24 protein-coding genes are annotated in these 25,961 nt (G+C 60.0%); 15 read left to right on the plus strand and 9 right to left on the minus strand.

The annotated features are described in order from the left end of the window. On the minus strand, positions 1-1,036 hold a 1,036-nt coding region (locus ASD75_RS17830), incomplete at its 3' end, for a bifunctional nicotinamide-nucleotide adenylyltransferase/Nudix hydroxylase (protein ID WP_056747230.1). A gap of 561 nt (positions 1,037-1,597) precedes the next feature. On the opposite strand from ASD75_RS17830, the gene ASD75_RS17835 reads away from it, so the two are divergent. Further along, complete coding sequence (locus ASD75_RS17835) at positions 1,598-2,839, plus strand: diguanylate cyclase (RefSeq protein WP_056747231.1); 1,242 nt, start codon at positions 1,598-1,600, stop codon at positions 2,837-2,839. Positions 2,840-2,858: 19 nt separating this feature from the next. Here the strand turns inward: ASD75_RS17835 and ASD75_RS17840 are convergent, their stop codons facing one another. From ASD75_RS17840 to metK, 3 genes are all read right to left on the minus strand, one after another. Then, a complete protein-coding gene (locus ASD75_RS17840) occupies positions 2,859-3,317 on the minus strand; it encodes a hemerythrin domain-containing protein (RefSeq protein WP_056747232.1) in 459 nt (152 codons plus the stop codon). A 42-nt stretch (positions 3,318-3,359) separates the two neighbouring features. Next, entirely contained in the window at positions 3,360-3,545 is a 186-nt protein-coding gene (locus tag ASD75_RS17845; protein ID WP_056060124.1) for a DUF1328 family protein, read from the minus strand. A gap of 396 nt (positions 3,546-3,941) precedes the next feature. Beyond that, complete coding sequence (gene metK, locus ASD75_RS17850) at positions 3,942-5,123, minus strand: methionine adenosyltransferase (RefSeq protein WP_056060126.1); 1,182 nt, start codon at positions 5,121-5,123, stop codon at positions 3,942-3,944. Positions 5,124-5,255: 132 nt separating this feature from the next. On the opposite strand from metK, the gene ASD75_RS17855 reads away from it, so the two are divergent. Together ASD75_RS17855 and ASD75_RS17860 are read left to right on the plus strand one after the other, a co-directional pair. Further along, the gene (locus ASD75_RS17855; RefSeq protein ID WP_056747233.1) at positions 5,256-6,119 is read left to right on the plus strand and encodes a lysophospholipid acyltransferase family protein; all 864 of its coding nucleotides are present in this window, start codon (positions 5,256-5,258) and stop codon (positions 6,117-6,119) included. Beyond that, entirely contained in the window at positions 6,116-6,997 is an 882-nt protein-coding gene (locus ASD75_RS17860; RefSeq protein WP_056747234.1) for a lysophospholipid acyltransferase family protein, read from the plus strand. The genes ASD75_RS17855 and ASD75_RS17860 overlap by 4 nt, the downstream gene beginning before the upstream one ends. 48 nt (positions 6,998-7,045) lie before the next feature. Here the strand turns inward: ASD75_RS17860 and ASD75_RS17865 are convergent, their stop codons facing one another. Next, positions 7,046-7,954 carry an alpha/beta fold hydrolase gene (locus ASD75_RS17865; RefSeq protein ID WP_056747235.1) on the minus strand — a complete coding sequence of 303 codons (909 nt, stop codon included), beginning with the start codon at positions 7,952-7,954 and terminating at the stop codon, positions 7,046-7,048. 50 nt (positions 7,955-8,004) lie between these two features. Further along, on the minus strand, positions 8,005-8,760 hold the full coding sequence (gene yihA, locus ASD75_RS17870; protein WP_056747236.1) for a ribosome biogenesis GTP-binding protein YihA/YsxC: 756 nt from the start codon (positions 8,758-8,760) through the stop codon (positions 8,005-8,007). 72 nt (positions 8,761-8,832) lie between these two features. On the opposite strand from yihA, the gene ASD75_RS17875 reads away from it, so the two are divergent. The 5 genes from ASD75_RS17875 (at position 8,833) to ASD75_RS17895 (ending at position 15,007) form a co-directional block, all read left to right on the plus strand. Then, positions 8,833-9,462: a cytochrome c gene (locus ASD75_RS17875; protein WP_015012649.1), complete on the plus strand. Its 630-nt coding sequence runs from the start codon at positions 8,833-8,835 to the stop codon at positions 9,460-9,462. 146 nt (positions 9,463-9,608) lie between these two features. Next, positions 9,609-11,762: a cytochrome c biogenesis protein ResB gene (locus ASD75_RS17880; RefSeq protein WP_056747237.1), complete on the plus strand. Its 2,154-nt coding sequence runs from the start codon at positions 9,609-9,611 to the stop codon at positions 11,760-11,762. Further along, complete coding sequence (ccsB, locus tag ASD75_RS17885; RefSeq protein WP_056747238.1) at positions 11,759-13,108, plus strand: c-type cytochrome biogenesis protein CcsB; 1,350 nt, start codon at positions 11,759-11,761, stop codon at positions 13,106-13,108. Before ASD75_RS17880 ends, ccsB begins: the two co-directional genes overlap by 4 nt. Positions 13,109-13,290: 182 nt before the next feature. Next, entirely contained in the window at positions 13,291-14,295 is a 1,005-nt protein-coding gene (gene msrP / locus ASD75_RS17890) for a protein-methionine-sulfoxide reductase catalytic subunit MsrP (RefSeq protein ID WP_056062014.1), read from the plus strand. A gap of 61 nt (positions 14,296-14,356) precedes the next feature. Further along, positions 14,357-15,007: a sulfite oxidase heme-binding subunit YedZ gene (locus tag ASD75_RS17895; protein ID WP_056747239.1), complete on the plus strand. Its 651-nt coding sequence runs from the start codon at positions 14,357-14,359 to the stop codon at positions 15,005-15,007. Positions 15,008-15,078: 71 nt separating this feature from the next. Here the strand turns inward: ASD75_RS17895 and ASD75_RS17900 are convergent, their stop codons facing one another. Together ASD75_RS17900 and ASD75_RS23465 are read right to left on the minus strand one after the other, a co-directional pair. Then, positions 15,079-15,906 (minus strand): MBL fold metallo-hydrolase, encoded by an 828-nt coding sequence (locus ASD75_RS17900; RefSeq protein ID WP_056062016.1) that lies wholly within the window; start codon positions 15,904-15,906, stop codon positions 15,079-15,081. A 115-nt stretch (positions 15,907-16,021) separates the two neighbouring features. Next, positions 16,022-16,228 (minus strand): lipoprotein, encoded by a 207-nt coding sequence (locus ASD75_RS23465; protein WP_082565077.1) that lies wholly within the window; start codon positions 16,226-16,228, stop codon positions 16,022-16,024. A gap of 12 nt (positions 16,229-16,240) precedes the next feature. Between ASD75_RS23465 and cyaY the strand changes: the two genes are divergently transcribed. Then, positions 16,241-16,570, plus strand: coding sequence for an iron donor protein CyaY (gene cyaY, locus ASD75_RS17905; RefSeq protein ID WP_056060182.1), 330 nt, complete (start codon positions 16,241-16,243; stop codon positions 16,568-16,570). 51 nt (positions 16,571-16,621) lie between these two features. Here the strand turns inward: cyaY and ASD75_RS17910 are convergent, their stop codons facing one another. Then, positions 16,622-19,015, minus strand: coding sequence for a penicillin-binding protein 1A (locus ASD75_RS17910; protein ID WP_056747240.1), 2,394 nt, complete (start codon positions 19,013-19,015; stop codon positions 16,622-16,624). Between the two features lie 267 nt (positions 19,016-19,282). Between ASD75_RS17910 and ASD75_RS17915 the strand changes: the two genes are divergently transcribed. From ASD75_RS17915 to ASD75_RS23480, 6 genes are read left to right on the plus strand one after another with little or no spacing between them, the layout of a single operon-like run. Next, entirely contained in the window at positions 19,283-20,362 is a 1,080-nt protein-coding gene (locus tag ASD75_RS17915; protein ID WP_015012658.1) for a pilus assembly protein PilM, read from the plus strand. Beyond that, positions 20,359-20,979: a PilN domain-containing protein gene (locus ASD75_RS17920; protein ID WP_056747241.1), complete on the plus strand. Its 621-nt coding sequence runs from the start codon at positions 20,359-20,361 to the stop codon at positions 20,977-20,979. The genes ASD75_RS17915 and ASD75_RS17920 overlap by 4 nt, the downstream gene beginning before the upstream one ends. Position 20,980: 1 nt before the next feature. Beyond that, positions 20,981-21,643 carry a type 4a pilus biogenesis protein PilO gene (locus ASD75_RS17925; protein WP_056747242.1) on the plus strand — a complete coding sequence of 221 codons (663 nt, stop codon included), beginning with the start codon at positions 20,981-20,983 and terminating at the stop codon, positions 21,641-21,643. Beyond that, on the plus strand, positions 21,643-22,185 hold the full coding sequence (locus ASD75_RS23470) for a pilus assembly protein PilP (protein WP_082565078.1): 543 nt from the start codon (positions 21,643-21,645) through the stop codon (positions 22,183-22,185). The genes ASD75_RS17925 and ASD75_RS23470 overlap by 1 nt, the downstream gene beginning before the upstream one ends. Then, on the plus strand, positions 22,182-24,317 hold the full coding sequence (pilQ, locus tag ASD75_RS23475) for a type IV pilus secretin PilQ (protein WP_082565079.1): 2,136 nt from the start codon (positions 22,182-22,184) through the stop codon (positions 24,315-24,317). Before ASD75_RS23470 ends, pilQ begins: the two co-directional genes overlap by 4 nt. Before the next feature lie 26 nt (positions 24,318-24,343). Continuing rightward, the gene (locus ASD75_RS23480; RefSeq protein WP_082565080.1) at positions 24,344-25,852 is read left to right on the plus strand and encodes a putative Ig domain-containing protein; all 1,509 of its coding nucleotides are present in this window, start codon (positions 24,344-24,346) and stop codon (positions 25,850-25,852) included. Positions 25,853-25,961 lie beyond the last annotated feature (109 nt).

Raw genomic sequence — 25,961 nt, forward strand, 5'->3', positions numbered from 1 at the left:
AGTCCAGCTTCGTCAGCCCCAGAAAGTGGTCCAGCATGTGGAAGTGGTCTTCGAAGAATTCCTCTTCCAGGCCTGCCAGCTGGTCGATGCGGCTCCACAGCACCAGCGCTGCATCGTCATCGGCCTGCACCACCGGGAAGGGCGCATCGCCCAGGTCAAAGTAGTGTGCATGCGTGATGGTGCGGCCGCGCTGGCTGCGGTCGGGGTGGTCGAACACGGCCACTGACTGCAGCGCGGCGCGCATGCGGGCCTCGGGCAGGTCGCAGTGGGTTTCTTCCACCAGCTCGCGCAGGCAGGACTGCCACACGGTTTCTCGCTGCTCGATGAAGCCGCCGGGCACGGCCAGCTGGCCCTTGCCGGGTGCGTGCGCGCGGCGGATCAGCAGCACATGGTCCTGGCAGCGAAGCACGGCGTCCACCGTCACGAACACGGGCGGGTAGGGTGCAGCAGACCAGGCCTGGCGGTAACCACGCAGCATGCGCCACTCCTCCTGCAGCGCGGGGTAGTGTGGGGTCTGCGCAAAGTGCTCCAGCGTGGCGATGGTGCTCTCGGGAATCTCTGCGGCCAGCGGCGCCACGGCGGCGCGCGCGGTGGCAGGCGTGGCGCCAAAGTACGCGTCCCGGATGGCGGTGGCGTCGATGCGGCCCTGGCGGTCTATGTGAATGAGCTGCCAGCCTGGAAAGGCGCTGAGGTAGCCGCTGGTCGCATCCTTGAAGTGGCCCACCACGCCGATGCGTGCGCCCGGGGCAGTGAGGCGCGCTACGCCCCGGCGCACCGCCTGCACCCACACGGCTTCGTTGTAGTAGTCGCGCATGGGCAGCACCTGCACCCGGGCACTGTCTGCGGGGGCCAGGGCAGCGCGCAGCATGGCTTCGCGCTCTTGCCAGGTGAAAGGGTTCTTGGGCGAGCGTGCCTGCCACGCCGAGCCGATCACCACGATGACCTGCGGGGCGCTGTCCAGTGCACGTTGCAATAGCGCCATGTGGCCGCTGTGGACGGGCTCAAAACGTCCGATGTAGATGGCGGTGTCGACCATGTGTCTCCGGCTGGTGGTGCGCTTCAGGGCCCTTCGCGTTGCTGGCTTGGGGGCCGCCCATGTCCTCGCGGTGGCCGTCGCATGCCAGGGGTTGACCGGGGCATTGGGTCGGCGTTGGAGCAGGTCGAGCAAGCAATGGGGCTGTACGCGCTGGATGTATATATGCTGGTAGCTATCTTTTTTGTAGTGATTTTACCGCCAGCCAGTGTCGTGGGTGGGGGGATGATCGTGGCAGGGCGCCCTGGCGGCGGCAGATGGGCGGCGCTGCCACCCGCCTCTGAAGTTGCTATTGTGCGACCCGGCGGTTCATGCCGGGCATGGGGCGGGGGCGCAGGGCAGCGTGGCAAAAAAGAGATGGACCGGGCCGTACAAACGTGGCGACAATGCGCCGCTTGCACGCTGCGCGCAAAGTTTCTGTAGCGCGAATCCGTCCTTTTCGTGCTGTGGTCCCGTGATGCGGCGTGCAAGCCCACCTGTGTGAACCCGGGGGACTGCGCCCGATATGGCGTGTCCGCACCTCCAATAACAGGCCCGCCGTGCGCGGGCCACCGAGGGAGATCCATGTCGTTGCGGCTCAAATTCAATCTGGTGCTGGCGGGCGTGCTGCTGCTGGCGGTGCTGGGCGCGGGCGCCTATGTGCACCGCTTCCTGCAGCAGTCTGCCATTGAGGAGGTGCAGCACAACTCGCAGATCATGATGCACGCCGCCATGGCCATCCGCGACTACACCACCGAGCTGGTCAAGCCCCACCTGGACGTGACGCTGGCCGAAAAATTCCTGCCCCAGACCGTGCCCGCCTATGCCGCCACGGAGACCCTGCGCCGGCTGCAGAACCGGTTCCCCGGTTACGAATACAAGGAGGCGGTGCTCAACCCGACCAACCTGCGCGACCGTGCCAACGAGTGGGAAGAGCGCATCATCAGCGACTTTCGCGAAGGCCGCGCCGACCTCAAGAAGGAAGTGACCGGCGAGGTGGGCGAGGGCATGCACCGTGCCATGTATGTGGCCCGGCCCATCACCATCAAGCAGCCGCAGTGCATGGCCTGCCACAGCACGCCTGCCGTGGCCCCACCCACCATGCTCAAGGTCTATGGCGACAAGAACGGCTTTGGCTGGGGCATGAACGAAACGGTCGGCATCCAGGTGGTGAAGGTGCCCATGTATTTCCCGCTGGAGAAGGCGCGTCAGACCTTCAACACCGTGATGACGGCGCTGGTGGGCAGCTTTGTGCTGCTGTTCGTGGGCCTCAACCTGTCGCTGTCGTCGCTGGTGATCGAGCCCATGGCGCGGCTCAACCGCAAGCTGGAAGACTTGGCCACCAAGGACTTCCTGACGGACCTGGTCAACCGCCGGCGCTTTTTTGAGAGGCTGGAGACTGAGATGGCCGACACCCGCATCAAGAAGGGGAGTCTGTCGGTGGTGATGTTCGACATCGACTTTTTCAAACGCATCAACGATACCTTTGGGCATGACTCTGGCGATGTGGTGCTCAAGAGCACCGCGCTGCGTGTGCGCGAGTTGCTGCGGTCGTCCGACTGCGCTGCGCGTTTTGGGGGCGAGGAGTTCATCATCCTGCTCAAGGAAACCCCGGTGGACGCTGCCATGGCGATGGCGGAGGCCGTGCGCGCGCGCATTGCAGGGGTGCCATTCGACGCCGTGGGTCATGTCAGTGCCAGCTTTGGCGTAGCCACCTGGGACCACAAGGAAGACAGCCATGCGCTCATCAAGCGCGCGGACACAGCGTTGTACAAGGCCAAGTCCAGCGGCCGCAACTGCGTGATCCAGGCCGAAGACGCCGTCTGATTCGCGTTGGCGAGGGGCTTCAGGCCGTAGCGGCCTTGGCGTCCTCATAGTCCGCCCGGTAGTCTGCCGCCAGCGCGGTTTTCTGCTTCTCTGTCAGCAGTTTGCCCGCCATCTGGAAGAAGCGGTGCTCCTCTTCCTTCAGGTGGTGTTCCACCTTCTCGGCCAGCTTCTTGGCCAGCGGCAACCAGGTTGGGCTTGATGGCTCGGTCGCTTCCAGTGACTCCACCAGTTCGTCGATCTGGTGGTGTTCTGAAATGGCGTGGCGCGACAGATCAATGCCTGCGTCGTGTGCCATCAGCGGCACATAGAAGTGGCGGTCCTCGGCCTGGGCGTGGGCGGCGAGTTCCTTCTTGAGTTGATCGAACAGGTCACGCCGCTCGGGCGTGTCGCCGCTGGTGTCGGTCAGTGCGCCGTACAACGCGCGCTGGCGCTCGTGGCTCTCGCGCAGGGCTTCAAAAATGGTGGGGGTATCGGTCATGGTGGGCTGTGTGTTGTATTGCAGTGAAGAGGATGCGCAGGACTACTTGAGCACCTTGCGCGCGGCGCCCACCCCGATGGCCGCCAGCACCACAAACACCACGGCAACCACCAGGAACAGCACAAACAGCACCTTGGCAATGCCCGCTGCACCTGCGGCCACACCGCTGAAACCCAGGGCCCCTGCCACGAGGGAAATCAGGGCAAAAATGATGGCGTACTTCAGCATGGTGGTCGCTCCTTGCGGTGGATGTTGAGGCAGCGCGGGGCTGCGAAAGGGTGTGCAGGAACGATACCGGCGGGCTGTGGTGTGCGCCGTCAGTGCAAGCGGGCGGCGGGTGTAGGAGAGCGCCGCTGGCGGGTGGTGGTGAAGCGCCAAAAGAAAAGCCGCAACGCGGGGCGTTGCGGCTTGGGAAGTGGAGCGGCTCTGATGGTCTTTTGGCCTGCGCTCACATCGCTGGCGCGATATGAGCTTCGTCCACGTACGGAAAGCCGCGCGTGCCGCGCGGCGGGCTTTACAGCCTTGCCCGTACGTTGGCTGCGGCACGGGCCTTGCGGCCCTTCACATCGCTGCGCGATATGAGCCTGCGCCGAAAGCCGGACAAGCTCGCTTCGCTCCGGGCCTTTACAGGCCCGCCGCTGCGCGCAGCGCAGCAGCCTTGTCCGTCTTTTCCCAGCTGAACTCGGGTTCTTCGCGGCCGAAGTGGCCGTAGGCTGCCGTCTTTTCGTAGATGGGGCGCAGCAGGTCCAGCATCTGGATGATGCCCTTGGGGCGCAGGTCGAAGTGCTCGCGGACCAGGGCGGCCAAGCGCTCGTCCGACACCACGCCGGTGCCTTCGGTGTAGACGGTGATGTTCATCGGCTCGGCCACGCCAATGGCGTAGGCCACCTGGATCTGGCACTGGCGCGCCAGGCCGGCAGCCACGATGTTCTTTGCCACGTAGCGGGCGGCGTAGGCGGCCGAGCGGTCCACCTTCGTTGGGTCTTTGCCGCTGAATGCCCCGCCGCCGTGGGGGCAGGCACCACCGTAGGTGTCCACGATGATCTTGCGGCCCGTCAGGCCGCAGTCGCCTTGCGGGCCGCCGATGACAAAGCGGCCCGTGGGGTTGATCAGGTAGCGGGTGTTCTGCAGCCATTCCTTGGGCAGCACAGGCTTGATGATCTCTTCAATGATGGCTTCGGTGAACGAGGCCTTCATCTTGGTTTGCGTTTCGCTCTGGTCGGGGTGGTGCTGGGTGGAGAGCACCACGGTGTCGATGCTGTGGGGCTTGCCGTCCACATAGCGCATCGTCACTTGCGACTTGGCGTCAGGGCGCAGGAAGGGCAGGCGGCCGTCCTTGCGCAGCTGGGCCTGGCGCTCGACGAGGCGGTGCGCGTAATAGATGGGCGCGGGCATCAGCTCGGGCGTCTCGTCGCAGGCGTAGCCGAACATCAGGCCCTGGTCGCCAGCGCCGGTGTTCAGGTGGTCGTCGGACGCGTGGTCCACGCCCTGGGCGATGTCGTTGGACTGCTTGTCGTACGCCACGAGCACGGCGCAACCCTTGTAGTCGATGCCGTAGTCGGTGTTGTCGTAGCCGATGCGCTTGATGGTGTCGCGCGCCACTTGGATGTAGTCCACATGCGCGTTGGTGGTGATCTCGCCCGCCAGCACCACGAGGCCGGTGTTGGTCAGCGTTTCAGCGGCGACGCGGCTGCGGGGGTCCTGTTTGAAGATTGCATCGAGAATCGCGTCCGAGATCTGGTCGGCCACCTTGTCGGGGTGGCCTTCGGAGACGGATTCCGAGGTAAAGAGAAAGTCGTTCGCCATTTGAATAAACTCCTGTGTTCCGGCATTTGGGGCGTTGCCCTCACCCCGAAGGAGATCTGGCGAACGCTTTAGCAGATTTTTTTAACGTCGCCCTGCAAGTTGCTCATTTAACTCAGCGACCCCATTATTTTAATGCCAGTCGTCTTTCGATTCTTTTCCGTATTTCCACTGTGGTTGCTGCACATCATGGGCGCGGCCATGGGTTGGGTGGCGTTTGTGGCGTCTCCCACCTACCGGCGCCGGTTTCTCGCCAACTCAGCGCTGGCGGGCTATGCGTTTGGCGATGTGCGCGCCGCCGTGGCCCATGCGGGCCGCATGGTGGCCGAGCTGCCACGCCTGTGGATGGGCGCGACCATGCCCTGCGCACTCACGGGCGAAGCCTGTGTGGAGCAGGCCTATGCAGCCGGTCGCGGCATCGTGTTTCTGACCCCGCACCAGGGGTGTTTTGAACTGTCGGCACAGGCCGCTGCACGCCGCTGGAGCGCGGAGCGTGGCCCCATCACGGTGTTGTACCGCCCGGCACGCCAGGCTTGGCTGGCCAAGGTGATGGAGACCGCACGCAACCGCCCCGGCATGCTGGCCGTGCCCACCACGCTGGCGGGTGTGCGTCAGATGATCAAGGCCCTGCGCCGGGGCGAGGCCGTGGGCCTGCTGCCCGACCAGGTGCCGCCCGAGGGGCAGGGCCAGTGGGCACCTTTTTTTGGGCGCGACGCCTACACCATGACCCTGGCCGTGCGCCTGGCGCAACAGACCGGCGCGACCGTGGTGCTGGCGCGTTGCGAGCGCCTGTCTTGGGGGCGTGGCTACGTCACGCATTTCGAGCCCTTGCCCCAGCCGCTGTCCGACGAGATGGACCAGGCCGTGCTGCAAATCAACCAAGCCATGGAACACCTCATTCGCCAATGCCCCGAGCAATATCTGTGGGGCTATGGCCGCTACAAGCAGCCGCGTGGCGAGGCTGCTCCGGTCGAACCTGCCGCCGGAGGCGCCGCATGAAGGGCCTCGCAGGGCGTTTGGGGGTGTGGTTCATGCGGGTGCTGGCGCTGCTGCCGCTGCCGGTGTTGCGCGGCATGGGCTGGCTGCTGGGGCAAGTGGCCTTTGTGCTGGTGGCGCCCCGCCGCAGGGTGGCGTTGCGCAATCTGGCGCTGTGTTTTCCTGACTGGACCGAAGCGCGCCGCCGTGCCGTGGCGCGGGCCAGCTTTGTCGCGTTCTGCCAGACCTGGCTGGACCGCAGCTGGCTGTGGGCCGCGCCGCGTTCGGTGGTGGAGCAGCGCGTGCGTTTGACGGGGGCCGTGCACGAGCTGGAGGGCGACACGCCCACCATCTTGTTTGCGCCGCATTTCTACGGCATGGACGCGGGTGGCCTGGCCTTGCCGCTGCGCAGCGGCCGTGCGTTCACGTCCATCTTTGCCACCCACCCTGATCCGGCGGTGGATGCCTGGTTCATGGCGGGGCGCCAGCGGTTTGGCGATGTGCGCATGCTCAACCGTTCGGACGGCGTCAAACCCATCATCGCCAACCTGCGCAAGGGTGGCTTGCTGTACCTGCTGCCCGACATGGACTACGGCCGCAATGATTCGGTGTTTGTGCCGTTCTATGGCGTGACGGCAGCCACTATTCCGTCGCTGTCGCGGTTTGCGCGACTGGGTCGCGCCAAGGTGGTGGGGGTGTATTCGCGCATGACGCCCACCGGGTACGTGGCCGAGGTTTCGCCCGCTTGGGCCAACTACCCCACCGACGACGCTGAGGCCGACACGGCCCGTATGAACCGCGAGCTGCAGGCCGTGATCGACACCATGCCCGAGCAGTACTACTGGGTGCACAAGCGCTTCAAGACCCGCCCGGAGGGCGAGCCCTCGGTGTATTCACGCTGAAATATCAGCAAAAATGGCCTGAAGCGCTAGTGCATCATGCGCTGATAGCTATTTTTTAGATAGCAAAAAACGCTGCAGTTCCATGGCCACGCGCTCGGGGTGCTCGTGCACGACCCAGTGCGATGCCTGCTCCACCTGCTGCACCTGCAGCCGGGGGATCCAGCCGGGCAGGCCGTCCAGCAAGCCGGGCAGCAGGGCGGGGTCGTCCATGCCCCAGAGCACGAGCGTGGGCACGTCCACCGTCAACATCGACTCGGGCAGGGTGATGGCCTGGGCGCCGGGGTCGCCCTCGCGCGGCGGGCGGATGGGGCTGGCCCGGTAGTAGTTGCAGGCACCCTGCAACCCCTGTTGCCACAGGGCCCGGTACTGGGCGCGCACCTCGTCGGTCAGCCATGCGGGGGCTGTGCCATCCGGGGCGTTGAAAAAGGCGAACAGGCGGCGGAAGTCGTCTTCGGCCAGCAGGGCCTCGGCATCGGGCCTGCACAAAAAATGCATGTACTGGCTGCCCGCCTGCTGGGCGGCGTTGTGCGACAGCTCGCGCACAAAGGCGCCGGGGTGGGGCGAGTTGATGATGGCCAGGCGCTTCATCAGCTGTGGCTGCTGGTTGGCCAGGTTCCATGCCACGGCGCCGCCCCAGTCATGGGCCACCAGGCATTCCAGCGCACTGCCGGGGCATTCATGGGCGATCAGCGCGACCAGGTCCTGCACCAGGTGCTTGGCGCGGTACGCATCCACAGCCTGCGGGCTGCTGGAAGGGCCAAACCCGCGCAGGTAGGGCGCCACGCAGCGGTAGCCGCCGTTCTCGGGGCGGGCAAAGTGCAGCAGCAGTTCATCCCAGATGAAGGCCCCCTCGGGGAATCCGTGCAGGAGCAACAGCACCGGGCGCCCGGGGATGCCGCTCACGCGGCAGTGCAGGGTGATTCCGTGGGGGAGGTCAACAGGGCAATCTTGGATCATGGCGCTATGCATTCTGTAGCTGCTAGCGCATGAAACGATTGCGCTTGCGGCTAGTTGGGCTCGGATTCGCTGGTGGGCGAAGGCTGTGCGGGGCTGCTGCTGTCCGCAGCCGCAGGGGGCTCTTCGGCGAGGGGCTTCACCGGGTGCGCCCACTGCCACAGCAGCTGGGCCACTTCATCCACCCCTTGCTTTTTGAGGGCCGAGAACATCTTCACCTCGCCGCCACCCGCGTGCAGTCGCGTAATCGACAGCACCTTGGCCTGTTCGGCGCGCGTGAGCTTGTCGGCCTTGGTCAGCACGATGAGGAACTTGAGACCTTCCTCGACCCGGGGACGCACCACTTCGAGCAGCGCCTCGTCCAGCTCGGTCAGGCCCAGGCGGGGGTCGCACAGCAGCACGATGCCCGTGAGGCCGGGGCGGCTGACCAGGTAATTCACCATCACCTGCTGCCAGCGCACCTTGTCCGAGCGCGACACGGCGGCATAGCCATAGCCGGGCAAGTCGGCCAGCACGGCGTCCATCACCCCTTGTTTGCCCAGCGAGAACAGGTTGATGTGCTGGGTACGCCCCGGCTTCTTGGAGGCAAATGCCAGCTGCTTTTGCTGGGTGAGGGTGTTGATGCAGGTGGATTTGCCCGCGTTGGAACGGCCCACGAAAGCGATTTCGGGCACGTCGATGGGCGGCAGGTGGTGCAGCTGCGCCGCCGTGGTGAGGAACCTGGCGGTGTGCATCCAGCCCATGGCGATTTTGGCGTCAGGTGCGGGCGGGAGAGAGCCAGCAACTGGCGCAGAGGGGGGTGTCGTCATGGGGAGTTGGGAGAGAAAGAACCATCATTGTAGAATCGCGAGGTTTTGCGCACATAAACACACACCCTCGATATGAAGTTGCTCGCCTCATTGCTGACGGCTGCCGCACTGGCAGCACCTGTTTTTTCGGCCTTTGCAGCGGGTGATGCACCCAAAGCGGCCAAGCCGGATCTCGTCAAGGGCGAGGCCAGCTTCACTGCGGTGTGTGCGGCCTGCCACGGCGCAGACGGCAACTCGGCCATCGCGGCCAACCCCAAGCTGTCGCAGCAACACCCCGAATACTTGGTCAAGCAACTGCAGGAATTCAAGTCCGGCAAGCGCAACAACGCCATCATGAAGGGCTTTGCCACGGCCTTGTCGGATGACGACATGCGCAACATCGCGTACTGGCTCACGTCCAAGCCCGCCAAGGCCGGCTTTGCCAAGGACAAGGACCTGGTGGCCATGGGTGAACGCATCTACCGTGGCGGCATTGCCGACCGCCAGATCGCCGCTTGCGCTGGCTGCCACAGCCCCAATGGCGCTGGCATCCCTGCGCAATACCCCCGCCTGTCGGGCCAGCACGCCGACTACACGGTGTCGCAGCTGAACATGTTCCGCGACGGCTCGCGTGCCAACAGCATCCAGATGACCCAGGTGGCTGCCAAGCTCAATGACAAGGAAATCAAGGCCGTGGCGGACTACATCGCCGGCCTGCGCTGATTGATTGCTTGATATTTGTCATGACCCGGCCTGATTGACCGGGCGGCACGGAACCTACCGCCAATAACAACCCCAAAAAGGGCGGGTCCATCGCAGCGATGGTCCCGCCCTTTTTCTTTCGCGCTTCGCAGACACCGCTCCCACCCATGTCCGACAACACCCAGGGCCTTCGCATGAAGTCCGGCTCCCAGGCCCTGCGCGCCGGGGTCGAGCTGCTGTCTTCGATGCGCTTTGCCATCTCGCTGCTGACGGTGATCTGCATCGCCTCGGTCATCGGCACGGTGCTCAAGCAGCACGAACCGGCGGCCAACTACGTCAACCAGTTCGGTCCGTTCTGGGCCGAGTTGTTCGGCGCCATCCAGCTCAACGCGGTGTACAGCGCCTGGTGGTTTCTGCTGATCCTGGCGTTCCTGGTGATCAGTACCTCGCTGTGCATTGCCCGCAACACGCCCAAGATCCTGGTGGACCTCAAGGCCTACAAAGAAAACATCCGCGAGCAGAGCCTCAAGGCGTTCCACCACAAGGCACAGGCCGATCTGCCCGAATCGGCCGAGGCCGAGGCACGCCGTGTTGGCACACTGCTGGCCGGTGGCGGGTGGAAGGTGCGCCTGCAGCAGCGCGACACGGCCGCTGGTCCAGGCACCGGCTGGATGGTGGCGGCCAAGGCCGGCGCCGCCAACAAGATTGGCTACATCGCAGCGCACAGCGCCATCGTGCTGGTGTGTGTGGGCGGCCTGCTGGATGGCGACCTCATCGTGCGCGCGCAGATGCTGCTGGGTGGCAAGTCGGTCTATACCGGGGGCGGGCTGATCGCCGATGTGAAGCCCGAGCACCGACTCTCCGAGCGCAACCCCACCTTCCGGGGCAACCTGCTCGTGGCCGAGGGCACACAGTCGAGCACCGCCATCCTGAGCCAGTCCGACGGGGTGTTGCTGCAGGACCTGCCGTTGGCGATCGAGCTCAAGAAGTTCATCGTGGAGCACTACTCCACCGGCATGCCCAAGCTGTTCGCCAGCGAGATCATCATCCACGACAAGGCCACGGGCGAGAAGACACCCGCGCGCGTCGAGGTGAACCACCCGGCGAGCTACAAGGGCATCGAGATCTATCAGTCGAGTTTTGACGACGGCGGCTCGCACCTCAAGCTGCGTGCCGTGCCCATGGTGGCAGGCGCCAAGGCATTCGACGTCGAGGGTGTGGTGGGCAACTCCACCCAGCTCACCAACAAGGGCGGCGGCTCCGGTAGCGACACGCTGACGCTGGAGTTCACGGCGCTGCGCACCATCAACGTCGAGAATTTTGGTGGGGCTGGCCCTGGCGCCAGCGGCGCAGACGTGCGCAAGGTGGACCTGCGCGAATCGGTGGAGTCGCGCCTGGGGGCAGCCAACAAGACCGTCACCAAAAAAGAACTGCGCAATGTGGGCCCCAGCGTGAGCTATAAGCTGCGTGATGCGGCTGGCCAGGCCCGCGAGTTCCATAACTACATGCTGCCGGTGGACACGGGCGACGGCGTGCCGGTGTTCCTGCTCGGTGTGCGCGAGTCTCCGGCAGAGCCCTTCCGCTACCTGCGGGTGCCGGCCGATGACAAGGGCAGTATGGATGGTTTCATGCGCATGAAGGCTGCCCTGGCCGATCCGCAAGCCCGGGAGCATGCGGTGCGCCGCTATGTGTCTCAGGCCATGGACGCGTCGCGCCCCGACCTGGCCGAGCAGCTGCAGCAGTCTGCCGTGCGTGCGCTGGCGCTCTTTGCTGGGCGGGGCATGGTCGATGGCAAGCCCACGGGCGGGCTGCAGGCCGTGTCGGACTTCATGGAAGCCAATGTGCCCGAGGCCGAGCGCGCGCGCGCAGGCGAGGTCCTGGTGCGCATTCTGAATGGCACGTTGTTCGAGCTGGCCCAGCTGTCGCGCCAGCGCGAGGGGCTTCCGCCATTGCCGCAGGACGAGCAGACCCGGGGTTTCATGACGCAGGCCGTGCTCTCGCTCAGCGATGCGCAGATCTACCCTGCACCCCTGGCGTTTGAACTCACGGACTTCACCCAGGTCCAGGCCAGCGTGTTCCAGGTGGCGCGAGCCCCTGGCAAGAATGTTGTCTATCTGGGCTGCGCCTTGCTGATCCTGGGCGTTTTTGCCATGCTCTACGTGCGCGAGCGGCGCGTGTGGGTCTGGGTGGCGCCGCAGGATGGCCGCACCCACGCCACCATGGCCCTGTCCACCAACCGCAAGACCATGGATGGCGACCAGGAGTTTGTCCAGCTCGCACAGAAACTGATCGGGGCATCGCCCCGCGAAGGCACCGCATGAATACCGCGACTTCTTCCTCGACCGTCACCACGATCACCCTGAACGAGGGGTTCTTCGCTCGCCGCAACTGGTTTGACTGGCTGTTTGCCGCCATCGTGGCCGTGGGGGCGTTGTATGCGCTGCAGCGCTACGGGGCCTTCATGGATGTCTACGAAAAAGGCATTTTGCTGGGCGCCATTCCGAGCACCATCTGGCTGGGCTGGTTCTGGCGCCCGCTGCGCGTTCTGATGCTGGTGGTGGCGGCCGTGGCGCTCATGGCCATTGGCCTGTACCAGCAAGATGGGGCAGGCAGCCTGACGCGGGCCGACACGGTGTTCGGCCTCAAGTATTTCCTGTCCAGCCAGTCGGCCATCCTGTGGATGAGCATGCTGTTTTTCATCAGCACGGCGTTTTACTGGGTGGGGATGTTTGCACGTGGCGAAGGCAAGACCATGAGCATGCTGGGCTCGCGCATTACGTGGGTGGCGGTGGCCATGGCGCTCATTGGCACCCTGGTGCGCTGGTACGAAAGTTACCTGATCGGCCCGGACATCGGCCACATCCCGGTGAGCAACCTCTACGAAGTGTTCGTGCTGTTCTGCTGGATGACAGCGGCGTTCTACCTGTACTACGAAGAGCAGTACGACACGCGCGCCCTGGGCGGCTTCGTGATGCTGGTGGTGAGCGCGGCGGTGGGCTTCCTGCTCTGGTACACCGTGGTGCGCGAAGCGCATGAGATCCAGCCGCTGGTCCCTGCGCTCAAGAGCTGGTGGATGAAGCTGCATGTGCCCGCCAACTTCATCGGTTACGGCACGTTTGCGCTGTCGGCCATGGTGGCGTTTGCCTACCTGATCAAGCAGCAGGCCACCGAAACCCGTTGGTACAAGCTGGCGCCGCTGTGGCTGCTGGGCGTGGTGCTGTGTTTCGAGCCCATCGTGTTCCGCCAGGGGGCGACGGAGAATGGCGGCAGCTACTGGATGGTGTACTTCGGCATTTCTGCGCTGATCGTTGCGGGCATCCTGCTGGGGCGCAAGCGCATCGCGGCGCGTCTGCCCTCGTTCGAGATTCTGGATGACGTGATGTACAAGTCCATTGCGGTGGGCTTTGCGTTCTTCACCATCGCCACGGTGCTCGGCGCGCTATGGGCCGCCGAGGCCTGGGGCGGCTACTGGAGCTGGGATCCGAAGGAGACCTGGGCGCTGATCGTCTGGCTCAACTACGCGGCGTGGCTGCACATGCGGCTCATGAAGGGGTTGCGCGGTACCGTGTCCGCCTGGTGGGCGCTGGTTGGCCTGGCGGTGACAACGTTCGCGTTCCTGGGCGTCAATATGTTCCTGAGCGGCCTGCACAGCTACGGCACGCTGTGATGATTCAAGGCCTGCTAACGACTCCCCGCGAGATGGTTGGCAGGCGCGGCAGGCATGTCGGGCATTCGGTGGCGCGCAACAACTATTGCGTCTTCGGTGTAACCTGAGCGGTCCAGGGAACGAACTAACAGTTGTTCTGCTCTACCGCTGCAGCTGTCTTACCCCACATGACCGGAGCCACCATGCTGATCCCCTCGCGCGATTCGGGTTTTCACCACCCACATTCCTCCGAAATCACCCCCCGCTCGGTCTACGAAGACCGCCGCCAGATGCTCAAGCTGATGGCGGGTGGCGCCGCAGGTGCGGCAATGGCGGCCTGGGCGGGCCGTGAGGCCCTGGCGCAGCAGGTGGCAGTCACGCGTCCCGGCAAGCTGGCGCCTCTGGCGGGCGCCAAGTCGGCGGTGGCAGGTGCGGTTTCCATGGAGAAGCTCACGGACTACAAGGACGCGAGCACCTACAACAACTTCTACGAATTTGGCACCGACAAGGCCGACCCCGCCCGCAATGCGCACACCCTCAAGACCAGTCCGTGGACTGTGGAGGTCGAGGGCCTGGTCAAGAAGCCCGGCAAATACGGCATTGAAGACCTGATCAAACTCAGCGCGCAGGAAGAGCGCATCTATCGCTTGCGGTGCGTGGAGGGCTGGTCCATGGTCATCCCGTGGGTGGGGTACTCGCTGGCCGAGCTGATCAAGCGGGTGGAGCCCCAGGGCAGCGCCAAGTACGTCGAGTTCGTGACCCTGGCCGACAAGGCCACCATGCCATTCGTCGGCTCGCGCGTGCTGGACTGGCCTTATGTGGAAGGCCTGCGCATGGACGAAGCCATGCACCCGCTGACCTTGCTGGCCTTTGGCATGTACGGCGAGGTGCTGCCCAACCAGAACGGTGCACCGGTGCGTCTGGTGGTGCCATGGAAGTACGGCTTCAAGAGCGCCAAGAGCATTGTGAAGATCCGCTTTGTCGAAAAGGAACCAGGCACCGCTTGGAACAAGGCGGCCCAGCAGGAGTACGGGTTCTATTCCAACGTGAACCCCAATGTGGACCACCCCCGCTGGAGCCAGGCGACCGAGCGACGCATTGGCGAAGACGGCTTGTTTGCCAAGAAGCGCAAGACGCTGATGTTCAACGGCTACGAAGCCCAGGTTGGCCAGCTTTACGCCGGCATGGACCTCAAGAAGTTCTACTGATGGCCCTGGTCTCGCCGCCATCGTTGGCGGTGTATGAGGCTTTGGTCTTCTCTTGATCGCGATGCGAAAACTACTGCTCCACCCCGTCGCCAAGCCGGTGGTGTTTGTGTTGTGTCTGTTGCCGCTGGCATGGCTGGTCTATGCGGCGGTGGCGAACCAGCTGGGTGCCAACCCTGCGGAGGCATTGATCCGGGCAACCGGTGACTGGACGTTGCGGGCGCTCTGCCTGGTGCTGGCCATCACTCCGCTGCGCGTCATCACCTCCACTCCTCAGCTGGCTCGGTTTCGGCGCATGCTGGGGCTGTTCGTGTTTTTCTATGGCGTGCTGCACCTGCTGAGCTACAGCTGGTTCGACATGGGTTTTGACATCCCGGACATCCTGCACGACATCGCCAAGCGGCCATTCATTCTGGTGGGTACAGTGGCCCTGGTGCTGCTGGCCCTGCTGGCCGCCACCTCATTCAATCGTGCGATCAAGGCACTGGGTGGCAAACGCTGGCAGGCGCTGCACCGCACCGTGTATGCGGTGGCAGGGTTGGCGGTGCTGCACTTTTTCTGGATGCGTGCTGGCAAGAACAACTTTGGCGAAGTGGCGGTCTACGCCGGCATCCTCGGCGCGCTGCTGGGCTGGCGGTTCTGGCAACGACTGCGCAAGCGGTCGGCCACACCGGCAGTTGCTGCGGCAAGACGGACAGCCGCAGGACCGTCTTGAGGTTGACTACTACCAAACTGATAGCTGTCAGCGCATATTTTCAATACGCTAGCAGCCGATTTGGCTGATTTTTAACCGTTGACTGCCCGCAGCGCTGGGCGCATTTGCCGGGTCACTGGGTCGATGTACCCGGTGGGAATCTGGTAGGCGCGGTCATCGAACAGGTCAATGCCACACATCAGGTTCTCGATCCATTCAAAGAAGTCGTTGATGGCTTCCTTGCCCATGATGGGAGCGCCGTGCTGCGGCACCAGCATGGCAATGTCGAGCTGCCGGGCCATGCGTGCCCACAGGCGCAGGATCTTGTTGGACACCATGTAGCGGCGATGGAAGCCCTCCATGCGCGGGATGTGCGCCTTGAGGTCGGTCACCGGGACACGGGCCTCGGCCCCCGACATCATGGACACCCCCAGGTCGCCCGTGAACAGGATGCGGCTGACCGGATCGTAGAAGTGGAAGTTGCCTTCGGAGTGCATGAAGTGCGCGGGTAGCAACACCAGCTCATGGCGTCCCAGGGGCAGGTGGCCGCCGCCGTCCGGCACACCGATCACCCGGTTTTCTGTCTTGCCCACCTTGGTGAAGTGCGGCGCAAAGCGCTCCCAGACGCGCGAGATCACCAGGTTGGCCTTGGTGCTGGTCATCCAGCGGTCCAGCGAGGCGATGATGTCTGGGTCTGCATGCGAAGCGATCAGGTACGACAGCTTGTGCGGCGGGAAATGTTTGGTCATCCCCATGAACAGCTCGTTGAACGCGAGGTTGCCGCCCGGGTCGATGATCGCGCCGGTGTCGTCGTCCACGATCAAGAACTGATTGGCCTGCACGGCCTGCCCATCTTCCTCAATGAGGTCGGTGAACATCAGGCAAGCATGATTTTTGTCGCGGTAGAGTTCCAGGGCCATGGCCATCCTGCGGTGCAATAAAGCGCAGACTGTACGAGTACCCCTAGAGTTTGTGCTTGATGGAAATCAAGCGAAACCGCATTGCCTGGCGATCCTGCGCTGGCGGCTGGGTGCGTCAGCGTGGCTGGGAGGCGGTGGCAGCGGGCTTTGGCGCACGGCTGGCGTCGTTGCCCGGGGTGAGTGTTTGCGGTAGCGTGGCACGCTGGCTTGCCGCAGGGCCGGTGGGCAGATACAACGGCCCCCGCTGACCGCAGCCGACAAGGGCTGCCGCACTGGCAGCAAGGACAAGCGTCCTGACTAGAATTTGGGGAGCTTTCAACATGCGCAAATTGTAATGACCGACCTCGAATTCATGGACCACGCCGAACAACTGCTGCTTGCCGTCGAACGCAGTTGTGATCGCATCAATGACACCTCGGATGCCGATGTGGACAGCCAGCGCTCGGGGGGCATGGTGACCTTGACCTTTCCCAACCGCAGCCAGATCGTGATCAACCTGCAAAAACCGCTGCACGAGGTGTGGATGGCCGCCCGGTCTGGCGGCTATCACTATCGTTTTGATGGCAGCCATTGGCAGGACACCAAGGGCGCCGGAGAATTTTTTGCATGCCTCACGCGCGATGCCTCGCAACAGTCCGGGATGTCGCTGCAGTTTGCCCCGTAACTTACTCCGCGCCCGCCCAGTTGAGGAGGGGCGCTGCGGATTATGCGGCGCTCAGTTTCGGAACAAGTCCAGGATGCGGCTGCGCTCTTCAGAAGGCGGAGGTGCTTGGGGCGCTACTGCGGGAGACGCGGACCGGTCGTCCACCCCCACGCTCGAAACACCCGCATTGCGTGCGTACTCCTCGTAGAACCACTCACCGCCCACATTCACGACACCGGGTGGCACTGTAGGCTCCATCACTGGCACGCCCTTCAGCGCACGCTCCATGAAGCTGATCCACACGGGCAGGCTGAGCCCGCCACCGGTTTCGCGGCTGCCCAGATTGCGTGGCGTGTCATATCCAATCCAGGTGACAGCCGCGATGGTGGGCTGGAACCCTGCGAACCACGCGTCCACCGAATCGTTGGTAGTGCCGGTTTTGCCATAAAGATCGGGGCGCTTGAGAGTGGCCTGGGCCCGCGCTGCAGTGCCGGTGCGGGTCACCTCCTGCAACAGACTGCTCATCACAAAGGCATTGCGTGCGTCGATGGCCCGGGGCTGCTCGTTGAGCGCTGGTGGCGTGATTTCTGAAATCACTCGCCCCTTGTGGTCAGTCACCTTGGCAATCAGCCAAGGATTGACGCGGTAGCCCCCGTTGGCAAACACGGAATAAGCGGATGCCATTTGCAGGGGCGTAACCGAGCCCGCACCCAGCGCCATGGTCAGGTAGGCCGGGTGCTTTTCTGGGTCGAATCCAAATCGTCCCACCCATTCCTGCGCGGTTTTGGGTCCCACGGCTTGCAGGATCCGGATGGAGATCATGTTTTTGGACTTCGCCAAGCCCGTGCGCATACTCATGGGGCCGTCGTACTTGCCGTCGTAGTTCTTGGGTTCCCAAGGCTGACCGCCGGTGATACCCGCATCAAAGAACAGCGGAGCATCGTTGATTACGGTGGCAGGCGTGAAGCCCTTTTCGAGCGCTGCTGAATAGATGAACGGCTTGAAGCTCGAACCAGGCTGGCGCCATGCTTGCGCTGCGTGGTTGAACTTGTTCTTGTCAAAGTCGAATCCACCCACCAATGCCCGGATGGAGCCATTGCGGGGGTCAAGGGCTACAAAAGCCCCCTCCACTTCGGGCAGCTGTGTAATCTCCCATGCGCCCTTTGGTGTCTTGACCACTCGGATGACGGCGCCGCGCCGGATCTTGATATTGGGCGGCGCCTTGTCGCTGAGCCCCGACTGCGCTGGTTTGAGTCCATCGCCGGTGATCTCCAGTGAGTCGCCATTGGCTCGTGCGGCCAGGATGCGTTTGGTGGATGCTTCCAGCACCACAGCGGAGAGTACGTCTCCGTTGTCGGGGTGGTTGGCAAGGGCGTCATCAATGGCGTCCTCCACTTCCTGGGCTGCTGTGGGCAACGCAACGAACTTCTCTGGTCCCCGGTACTGCTGGCGCCGCTCATAGTCCATGATCCCGCGCCGCAGGGCCACATAGGCGGCCTCTTGCTCCGCCGCATTGAGGGTGGTGTACACGTTGAGGCCGCGTGTATAGGCCTCATTGCCGTACTGGGCGAAGATCAGCTGGCGGGTCATTTCGGCAACATATTCCGCGTGGATGCGCGTGTTGTCGGGCCCCGTACGGATTTTCAACTCTTCCTTCTTGGCTTGCTCTGCTTGTTGCGCAGTGATGAAGCCGTTCTCTTCCATCCGTTCGATGATGTACTGCTGTCGAGCGCGGGCACGTTTGGGATTGCTGATGGGGTTGTAGGCAGATGGTGCCTTGGGCAAGCCCGCAAGCATTGCTGCTTCAGCAATAGAAACGGATTTCAGCGGTTTCCCAAAATAAGCCTCGGAGGCTGCCGCAAATCCATACGCACGATTGCCAAGGAAAATCTGATTCATGTAAATCTCAAGAATCTGATCCTTGGTCAGCAAATGCTCCAATTTGAAAGTCAGTAAGATTTCGTAAATTTTGCGAGTAAATGTTTTTTCTGAGGATAGATAAACATTTCGCGCAACCTGCATGGTGATCGTCGAGGCGCCCTGGCTTTTCACGCGGCCCAGATTGGCGAGGCCCGCACGCAGCACGCCTTTGTAGTCCACACCACCGTGCTGGAAGAAGCGAGAGTCTTCGATCGCCAGCACTGCGTCTTTCATGACCTGCGGAATCTCGTCGATGGGCGTGAGGTTGCGACGCTCTTCTCCAAACTCGCCCAATAAGGCCCCTTCCGCAGAGTACACCCGCAGCGGCAATTTGGGGCGGTAGTCCGCCAAGTCAGAGATGTCCGGCAGGTTGGGGTAGGCCACCGACAGAGCCACAGCGATTGTGAGCGCCAAGCCCACGGCCGCGGCCGCCGCCAGTCCAGTGATCCATAGAGCGATGCGAACCAACCAGCGAAGCCAACTGGGACGGGTGCGAGCAGGAGAGGAGTCCGACTTGTCGGAGGACTTCGAGGGGGAGGGCGGCATATCGCTCCGATGGGGTAAGACCACCCATTATAAAAATGTCCACCGCTGGGGCTGGAAATCCGATTTCGTACTTGGCAAGGTGTCGCTGAAAGGCTTCCCGTAGTAGCCAAGCGGTATTGCAGTGCTCTGAAATTTCGTCTGCTTTTGGCAACGCTCTTCGGGCGTTACAGGGGGAAAAATCTTTGCCGGAGAACTATCTTACTGATAGCATTCATGTGAAGTGTTAAGTTTTGTTGCCTCATTTTGGCAAGTTACAGGGGACCAATCTTGATCTCAATGGGGTCTTTGTTCAATCGCCAGTCTGCTCCGCTGCTGGGAATCGACATCAGCTCCTCCAGTGTCAAGCTGGTGGAGTTAGGGCGCGATAAGGCAGGTAGTCTGGTCCTAGAGCGTTGCGCGATCGAGCCGCTGGAGCGAGGCTGGATCACCGATGGCAACATCGAAAAATTTGACGAAGTGGCCGACGCATTGCGTCGACTGGTCAAGAAGAGCGGCACTCGAACCAAAAACGTGGCACTGGCATTGCCCCCCTCCGCTGTGATCACCAAGAAGATTACGCTGCCGGGTGGAATGACGGAGCAGGAGCTTGAGGTTCAGGTCGAATCCGAAGCCAACCAGTACATCCCGTTTTCGCTCGACGAGGTGAGCTTGGATTTCTGCGTTATTGGTCCGAGTAAAAACGCGCCGGGCGACGTTGACGTTCTGATTGCTGCGTCTCGGCGCGAAAAAGTCCAAGACCGACAAGGCTTGGCGGAGGCCGCCGGGTTAAAGCCTGTGGTGGTCGATATTGAATCCCATGCATCACGACTGGCTGCAGGGCGTCTCATTGAAGCGCTGCCGAATAAAGGCGTTGATGCGATGGTGGCGCTTTTCGAGGTTGGAGCCTTGACGACCAGTATGCAGGTGATTCGGAACGAAGAGGTTCTGTACGACCGCGACCAAGCCTTCGGCGGCGCCCAGCTGACCCAACTGATTGTTCGGCAATATGGTTTCTCTGTGGAAGAAGCCGAAAGTAAAAAGCGCAGCGGTGATTTGCCGGAAGACTATCAATCAGCGGTCCTTCGTCCTTTTGTCGACAGCATGGCCCAAGAGATTGGCCGAGCCCTCCAATTCTTCTTCACCAGCACGCCCCACAACCGTGTGGACCACATCATGCTGGCTGGCGGCTCAGCCCCATTACCAGGGCTTACTGAGGCTGTCACCCAGCAAACCGGTTTTGCGTGCAGCGCTGTCAATCCATTTGACGGTATGGAAATCGGAAGTTCCGTGCGACTGAAAAAAATGGTGCGCGAAGCACCATCGTACCTGACCTCTTGCGGTCTCGCTATGCGGAGGTTTCTGCAATGATCCTCATCAACCTATTACCTCACCGTGAGGAGGCTCGCAAGCGTCGCAAGGAGGCATTCCAAGCGACGATGTTTGCGTCTTTCCTGCTGGGTCTTGCGATCGCCGGGGCCATTTATTGGTGGTTCCAGGTCATGATCACAGATCAGCAGAATCAGAATGCCTTTCTGCAACAGGAGATCAAGGTATTGGAGAGTCAGATTAAGGAAATCGCCTCCATTGAAGACGAAATTGCCTCATTGCGCGCGCGTCAGAAGGCCGTGGAAGATCTCCAGTCTGATAGAAACCTGCCCGTTCACTTGCTTACCGAACTGGTCAAACAATTGCCTGATGGGGTATATATCACGGCGATCAGACAATCTGGACAAACGATTACGATGCTGGGCATGGCACAGTCCAATGAGCGTGTTTCTGAATTGTTGCGTAACTTGGCTAGTAACACCCCATGGCTGACCAAGCCGGAGCTGGTAGAAATTACTGCCAGTACAGTAGCCCTAAGTCAGCGCGATCAACGCCGAGTTTCTTCCTTCAATTTGAGGTTTCAGCTTGTGCGTGCCAGCGATGCCCAAAAAACCATAGCGGCTGCGAGTGCTGCGGCGTCTTCGCCTGGAGGTAAATGACATGGCGAAAACAATAGAGAAGACGATAACGTTCGCTGAGCGAATGGAGTCGGTTCAGCGGCAATTTAAGAATCTGGATACCAAAGATCCATCGGTCTGGCCTGTGTTGCCAAAGGTAATTCTTTGCGCCTTCATTGCTGGAGCTGTTGCTGCGGTATCGTGGTTCGCATTTTTGCAGGATTATGAGGTGCAGCTGGACGCGGAGCGCAATAAAGAGCTAGCGTTGCGTACAGATTATCAGAAAAAACTGGTGAAAGCTGTCAGTTTGGATGCGCTAAAAAAACAGCGCGAGCAAATTCAGCAGTACGTCATTCAGCTAGAAAAACAGCTCCCCAGCAAGGCCGAAATGGCTGCGCTACTATCGGATATCAATCAATCTGGCTTGGGGCGGAGCCTCCAGTTTGAGCTTTTCCGGCCAGGACAAGTGGTCGCTCGAGATTACTATGCTGAATTGCCCATTTCCATTCGGGTAACTGGGAAGTACCACGATATTGGTGCTTTTGCGTCTGATATTGCCCACTTGTCGCGTATTGTGACGATTAACAATATGAGCATTGCTCCCGGGGCTCGTGATGGGTTAACTATGGATGCGACTGCGCGCACGTTTAGATATTTGGACCCTGAGGAGATTCAGGCGCAAAAGAAAGCCGGGGGGGCGAAGTGATGAAAACTTACTTCGGGGTTTTTCTTGTCGGCTGGTCTTTTGTTCTCGCCGGCTGCGGGCCTTCGGGTGAGGATGAGTTAAGAGTTTGGATGGCTGAACAGCGAGCTAGCACCAAGCCGAGTGTGCAACCCTTGACTGAACCCAAAAAATTTATTCCGGAGCCATATACTCAAGAAGGCGAGACGGAGCCGTTCAATCAATTAAAGTTAACTCAGGCATTAAAGCGTGACTCAAATCAAGTAGCCTCAAATGCCGCCCTGATTGCCCCTGAAATGGCTCGTCGCAAAGAGCCGTTGGAGGCTTTTCCACTTGATTCAATGGCTATGGTGGGAAGTTTGAACAAGGCTGGGGCGCCGACAGCTTTATTAAAGGTTGACAACTTGATTTACCAAATAAAAGTTGGAAGCTATCTCGGCCAGAATTACGGAAAAGTGATTCGAATTACCGAGAATTCAATTCAGTTGCGCGAGATAGCGCAGGATGCAACTGGGGATTGGATAGAGCGTTCTGCATCGCTTGATCTGCAAGAGGGGAAAAAATGAAACAAAATAGTAGCAAACTTCTGAATTACTGCCGTGGCGCTGCTGTTGGCGTTTCAGTCCTTCTGATCTCCTTAGGTGCTCTCGCTCAGGGTGCTATCAGCGCTGTCTCTGCTAGCGTTCAGGGTGGAGTAGAGACGCTTAAAATTGACTTCTCGGATACCATTACAACACCTCCAACGGGATTTGCGACACAATCTCCCGCCCGCATCGCGCTTGATTTTCAAGGGGTTGTTAATTCTGCTGGAAAATCAGTATTTGAAGCAAACTTGGGAAATTTGAAATCTGTCAATATTGTTCAAGCTGGTGATAGATCCCGCGTTGTCTTGAACTTGAAATCTCCCGCGGCATATAGAACTGATCTTCAGGGTAATGCGTTGTTCTTATTCTTAGAGCCTGTTTCGAGTGCTTCGGTGCAGGGTGTGCAGCAGGCATCATTTTCTGAAAGTCAGAATGTGGATATTCTTCCGTTGAAGGATATTGATTTTCGTCGTGGTACAGATGGAGCGGGGCGGGTAGTCGTTAATCTCGGGAACAATCAGGTTGGTGTTGACTTGCAGCAGCAATCCAAGGGAATCGCCGTGGATTTTATGAAATCTTCGATTCCAGAGGGTCTTCGCCGTCGTTTGGATGTTACAGACTTTGGGACTCCGGTCCAGACGGTGACTGCCACTCAAAATGGTGAGCGAGTAAGGCTGTTTATTGAGTCCAATGGAGATTGGGAGCATAGTGCTTATCAAAGCGACAGCCAATTTGTGGTTGAAATTCGCCAGAAGAAAATTGATCTTAGTAAGTTAACTCAAGGACCAGGCTACTCTGGTGAGAAGCTCTCATTGAATTTTCAAAATATTGAAGTGAGGTCTTTGCTCCAGGTTATTGCTGATTTCACCAACTTCAATATAGTTACATCCGACACGGTGACTGGTGCGCTCACGTTGCGGCTCAAGGATGTCCCCTGGGATCAAGCACTTCAAATTATCATGGATGCTAAAGGCTTGGGCATGCGCAAGACCGGATCGGTACTGTGGATTGCTCCCAAGGATGAAATAGACGCCCGCACTAAAAAAGATTTTGAAGCAGCTCAAGCGATTCAAAAGCTAGAGCCTCTCAAGACTCAAGCTTTTCAACTTAATTACGCCAAGTCTGCAGATATCGTTGCACAGCTGACTGTTGCATCTGGAGCTAGTGCGGGGAGTACCTCTACCCGCTTTCTGTCTGAGCGTGGAAGCGCCATCTCGGAGCCGCGTACCAACCAGATATTCGTGACGGACACTGCCGCCAAACTTGAAGAGGTTCGACTCTTGTTGGCAAGCCTTGACGTTGCTGTGCGTCAAGTGTTGATTGAGGCACGGATTGTTGAGGCTCGTGATACGTTTGGCAGATCGCTGGGCGTTCGTTTGGGAGCAACAGACTTACGAGCCAATAGAGGCGGAGACGGTGGATATGGCATTGGAGGCGATAACCGTGTGGCGTTCGGTACGTCTTACAGTAATGCTGTGGCGTCTAGTGGTGCCGGCGGAACGACCAGTACTAGCGGCAATTTTGTGAACCTACCTGCTAGTCTTTCGAATGTGAGTAGCGTCGGTAGTTTTGCGCTATCCATATTTAACTCTGCGGCGAATAGATTTTTGACTCTTGAGCTTTCTGCGATGGAGGCTGATGGTAAAGGGCGTATTGTTTCCAGTCCGCGTATCATTACAGCAGATCAAACCAAAGCGCTTATTGAGCAAGGCACAGAGTATCCATACGCTGTTACGGCACCCAATGGAGCTACTACCCTTGCTTTCAAAAAGGCTGTACTGAAACTCGAGGTAACGCCGCAAATTACTCCCGAGGGCAATATTATCTTAGATCTAGATGTCAACAAGGACAGTCGAGGCGAGACTACCACTCAAGGGGTTGCCATTGACACTAAACATGTGAAAACTCAAATTCTCATAGAAAATGGTGGTACGGTGGTTATTGGTGGTATTTTTGAAATGGAAGAGACCAATCAAGAAAATAAAATACCAGTGCTTGGGGATGTTCCTGTTGTGGGTAATTTGTTTAAGAATAGAACGAAAGAGTCTACCAAGCGGGAAATGCTGATTTTTATTAGTCCCAAGGTAATCAACGATCGCACTGCGAATCGATAAATTTAGTATCTAGTTGAGGATGGCCAATGTTAAAATATTTTAAATTCATACCCGCTGCGTTGACTGTGGCTTTGGCTGCTTGCGGTGGTGGTGGCGGCAGCTCAGGTGAAACTCAAGAAGCCTACACTATCACTGTCCGGGCTGAAAAGAGTCAATTGCCTTTAAATGTTGCCGGTATAAGGCCTGGTATTGGTGTGTATAGTCCATATACAACAACTGTGTACGTTGATGCTCGTAAGGGCAGTTTCCCAATTCCAGGTGGCGAAGAGATATTTGGTTGTAATATTTCGGGTGGTTTGGATACTGGGGCGTTATATTACTTGGATGGCAAAGCGGAGCACGAAACCGAAGTTGATGACGGTAATGGTGGTAAAGTTAAGGTGCCCAATGCTTATCGGAGTATCACACTAGGCTCTAATTCTGGAGGCAATTCGTTTCACTTTCATTCAGCTGACCAAGCTGGTACTGCGCGCATTGTCTGTTCCGTAACAGATCCACGGGATAAACAGCAGAAGTTCGCGAGCGTGGACATTAGTGTTGGCGGAGCAACGGGTAAACCTGCCAGCGTCCGCTTAGAAGCTTCGATACCAGGCTACTTGGGCGTAAAGAACAACGTCAATGGTCTGCTGTCTCAAATGGCGATTCAAGCATTTGTGCTCGATGACGCCAATCAGCCTGCGTCAGGCGTTACGGGTGGTAGCGTCCAAGTTCGTCTTCTTTCAGGTACTGAAGCTGCACAAGGCGCGCGTCTGGTAGCTGGATCCCAGAGCGGCAGTGTGCTGCAGCTGCCATCCATCGGTGGCGTCGCCACGTTCTCCCTGCTTAGTGGAAGCGAAACTGGTCAGATCTTTTTGGAGCTTTCTGCGGATCGGTCGGACAACAACGTGACCAACGGCATCTCTGATCCCATGACCGCAATCATTCCAATCTCCGTCTTGGAAGCAGTGACGGCACCGCCGGTTTTTGCTGACGTTGATCTGGGTGACGTGACCAAGGGTGTGCAGTTCACATCACTTCTTTCCGTGACGGGTGGTTTGCCTCCTTACTCATGGTCTGCGACCGGCTTGCCTTCGGGCCTGACGGTGGATTCTGCTACCGGCATGATTAGCGGCAAGGTGGCCCAAGATGCTGAAGAGCGCGTGTATCGTGCAACGATTACAGTGACTGATAAGAACAAGAAATCTGCATCGGGATCTGTAACTTTGAAGGTGGTCGGTGGTTTGTCGGAAGATTTCGCGATCGGGGGCTGCAACTCAAACACGGTGTGTGTGTTGCCTGGCGCGACGACTGGCAACAAGTACTCGTACTCTTTTGTCTCTTCGACAACGGGAGTGAGCTATCAGTTTGTGGCCCTGCCAACATGGCTCACTGGTGCTACAAGTGGTACTGCAGGCGTTCTGACGGGAACCCCAGTAACAGGCGATTGTGGCACCAGCGAATTTATCGTTACTGCCACGAAGGGTGCTTCTTCGGTGACCCGGAGGCTCAGTATCACCGTTACTCAAGGTACGGTAGCCTGTGTAGCAGCTCCTTGATGAATGATCTCGAGGGTGTGTAAAGGTCCCTCGGTTGGTATTCCATAGCTTAAAATCCCCGGCGCGCCCGGGGATTTTTATTTTGCTTTTTGTACTCGAGTCAAGCTTG

The organism is Acidovorax sp. Root568, assembly GCF_001427445.1.
In the GTDB taxonomy this organism is placed as follows: Bacteria; Pseudomonadota; Gammaproteobacteria; order Burkholderiales; family Burkholderiaceae_C; genus Acidovorax; species Acidovorax delafieldii.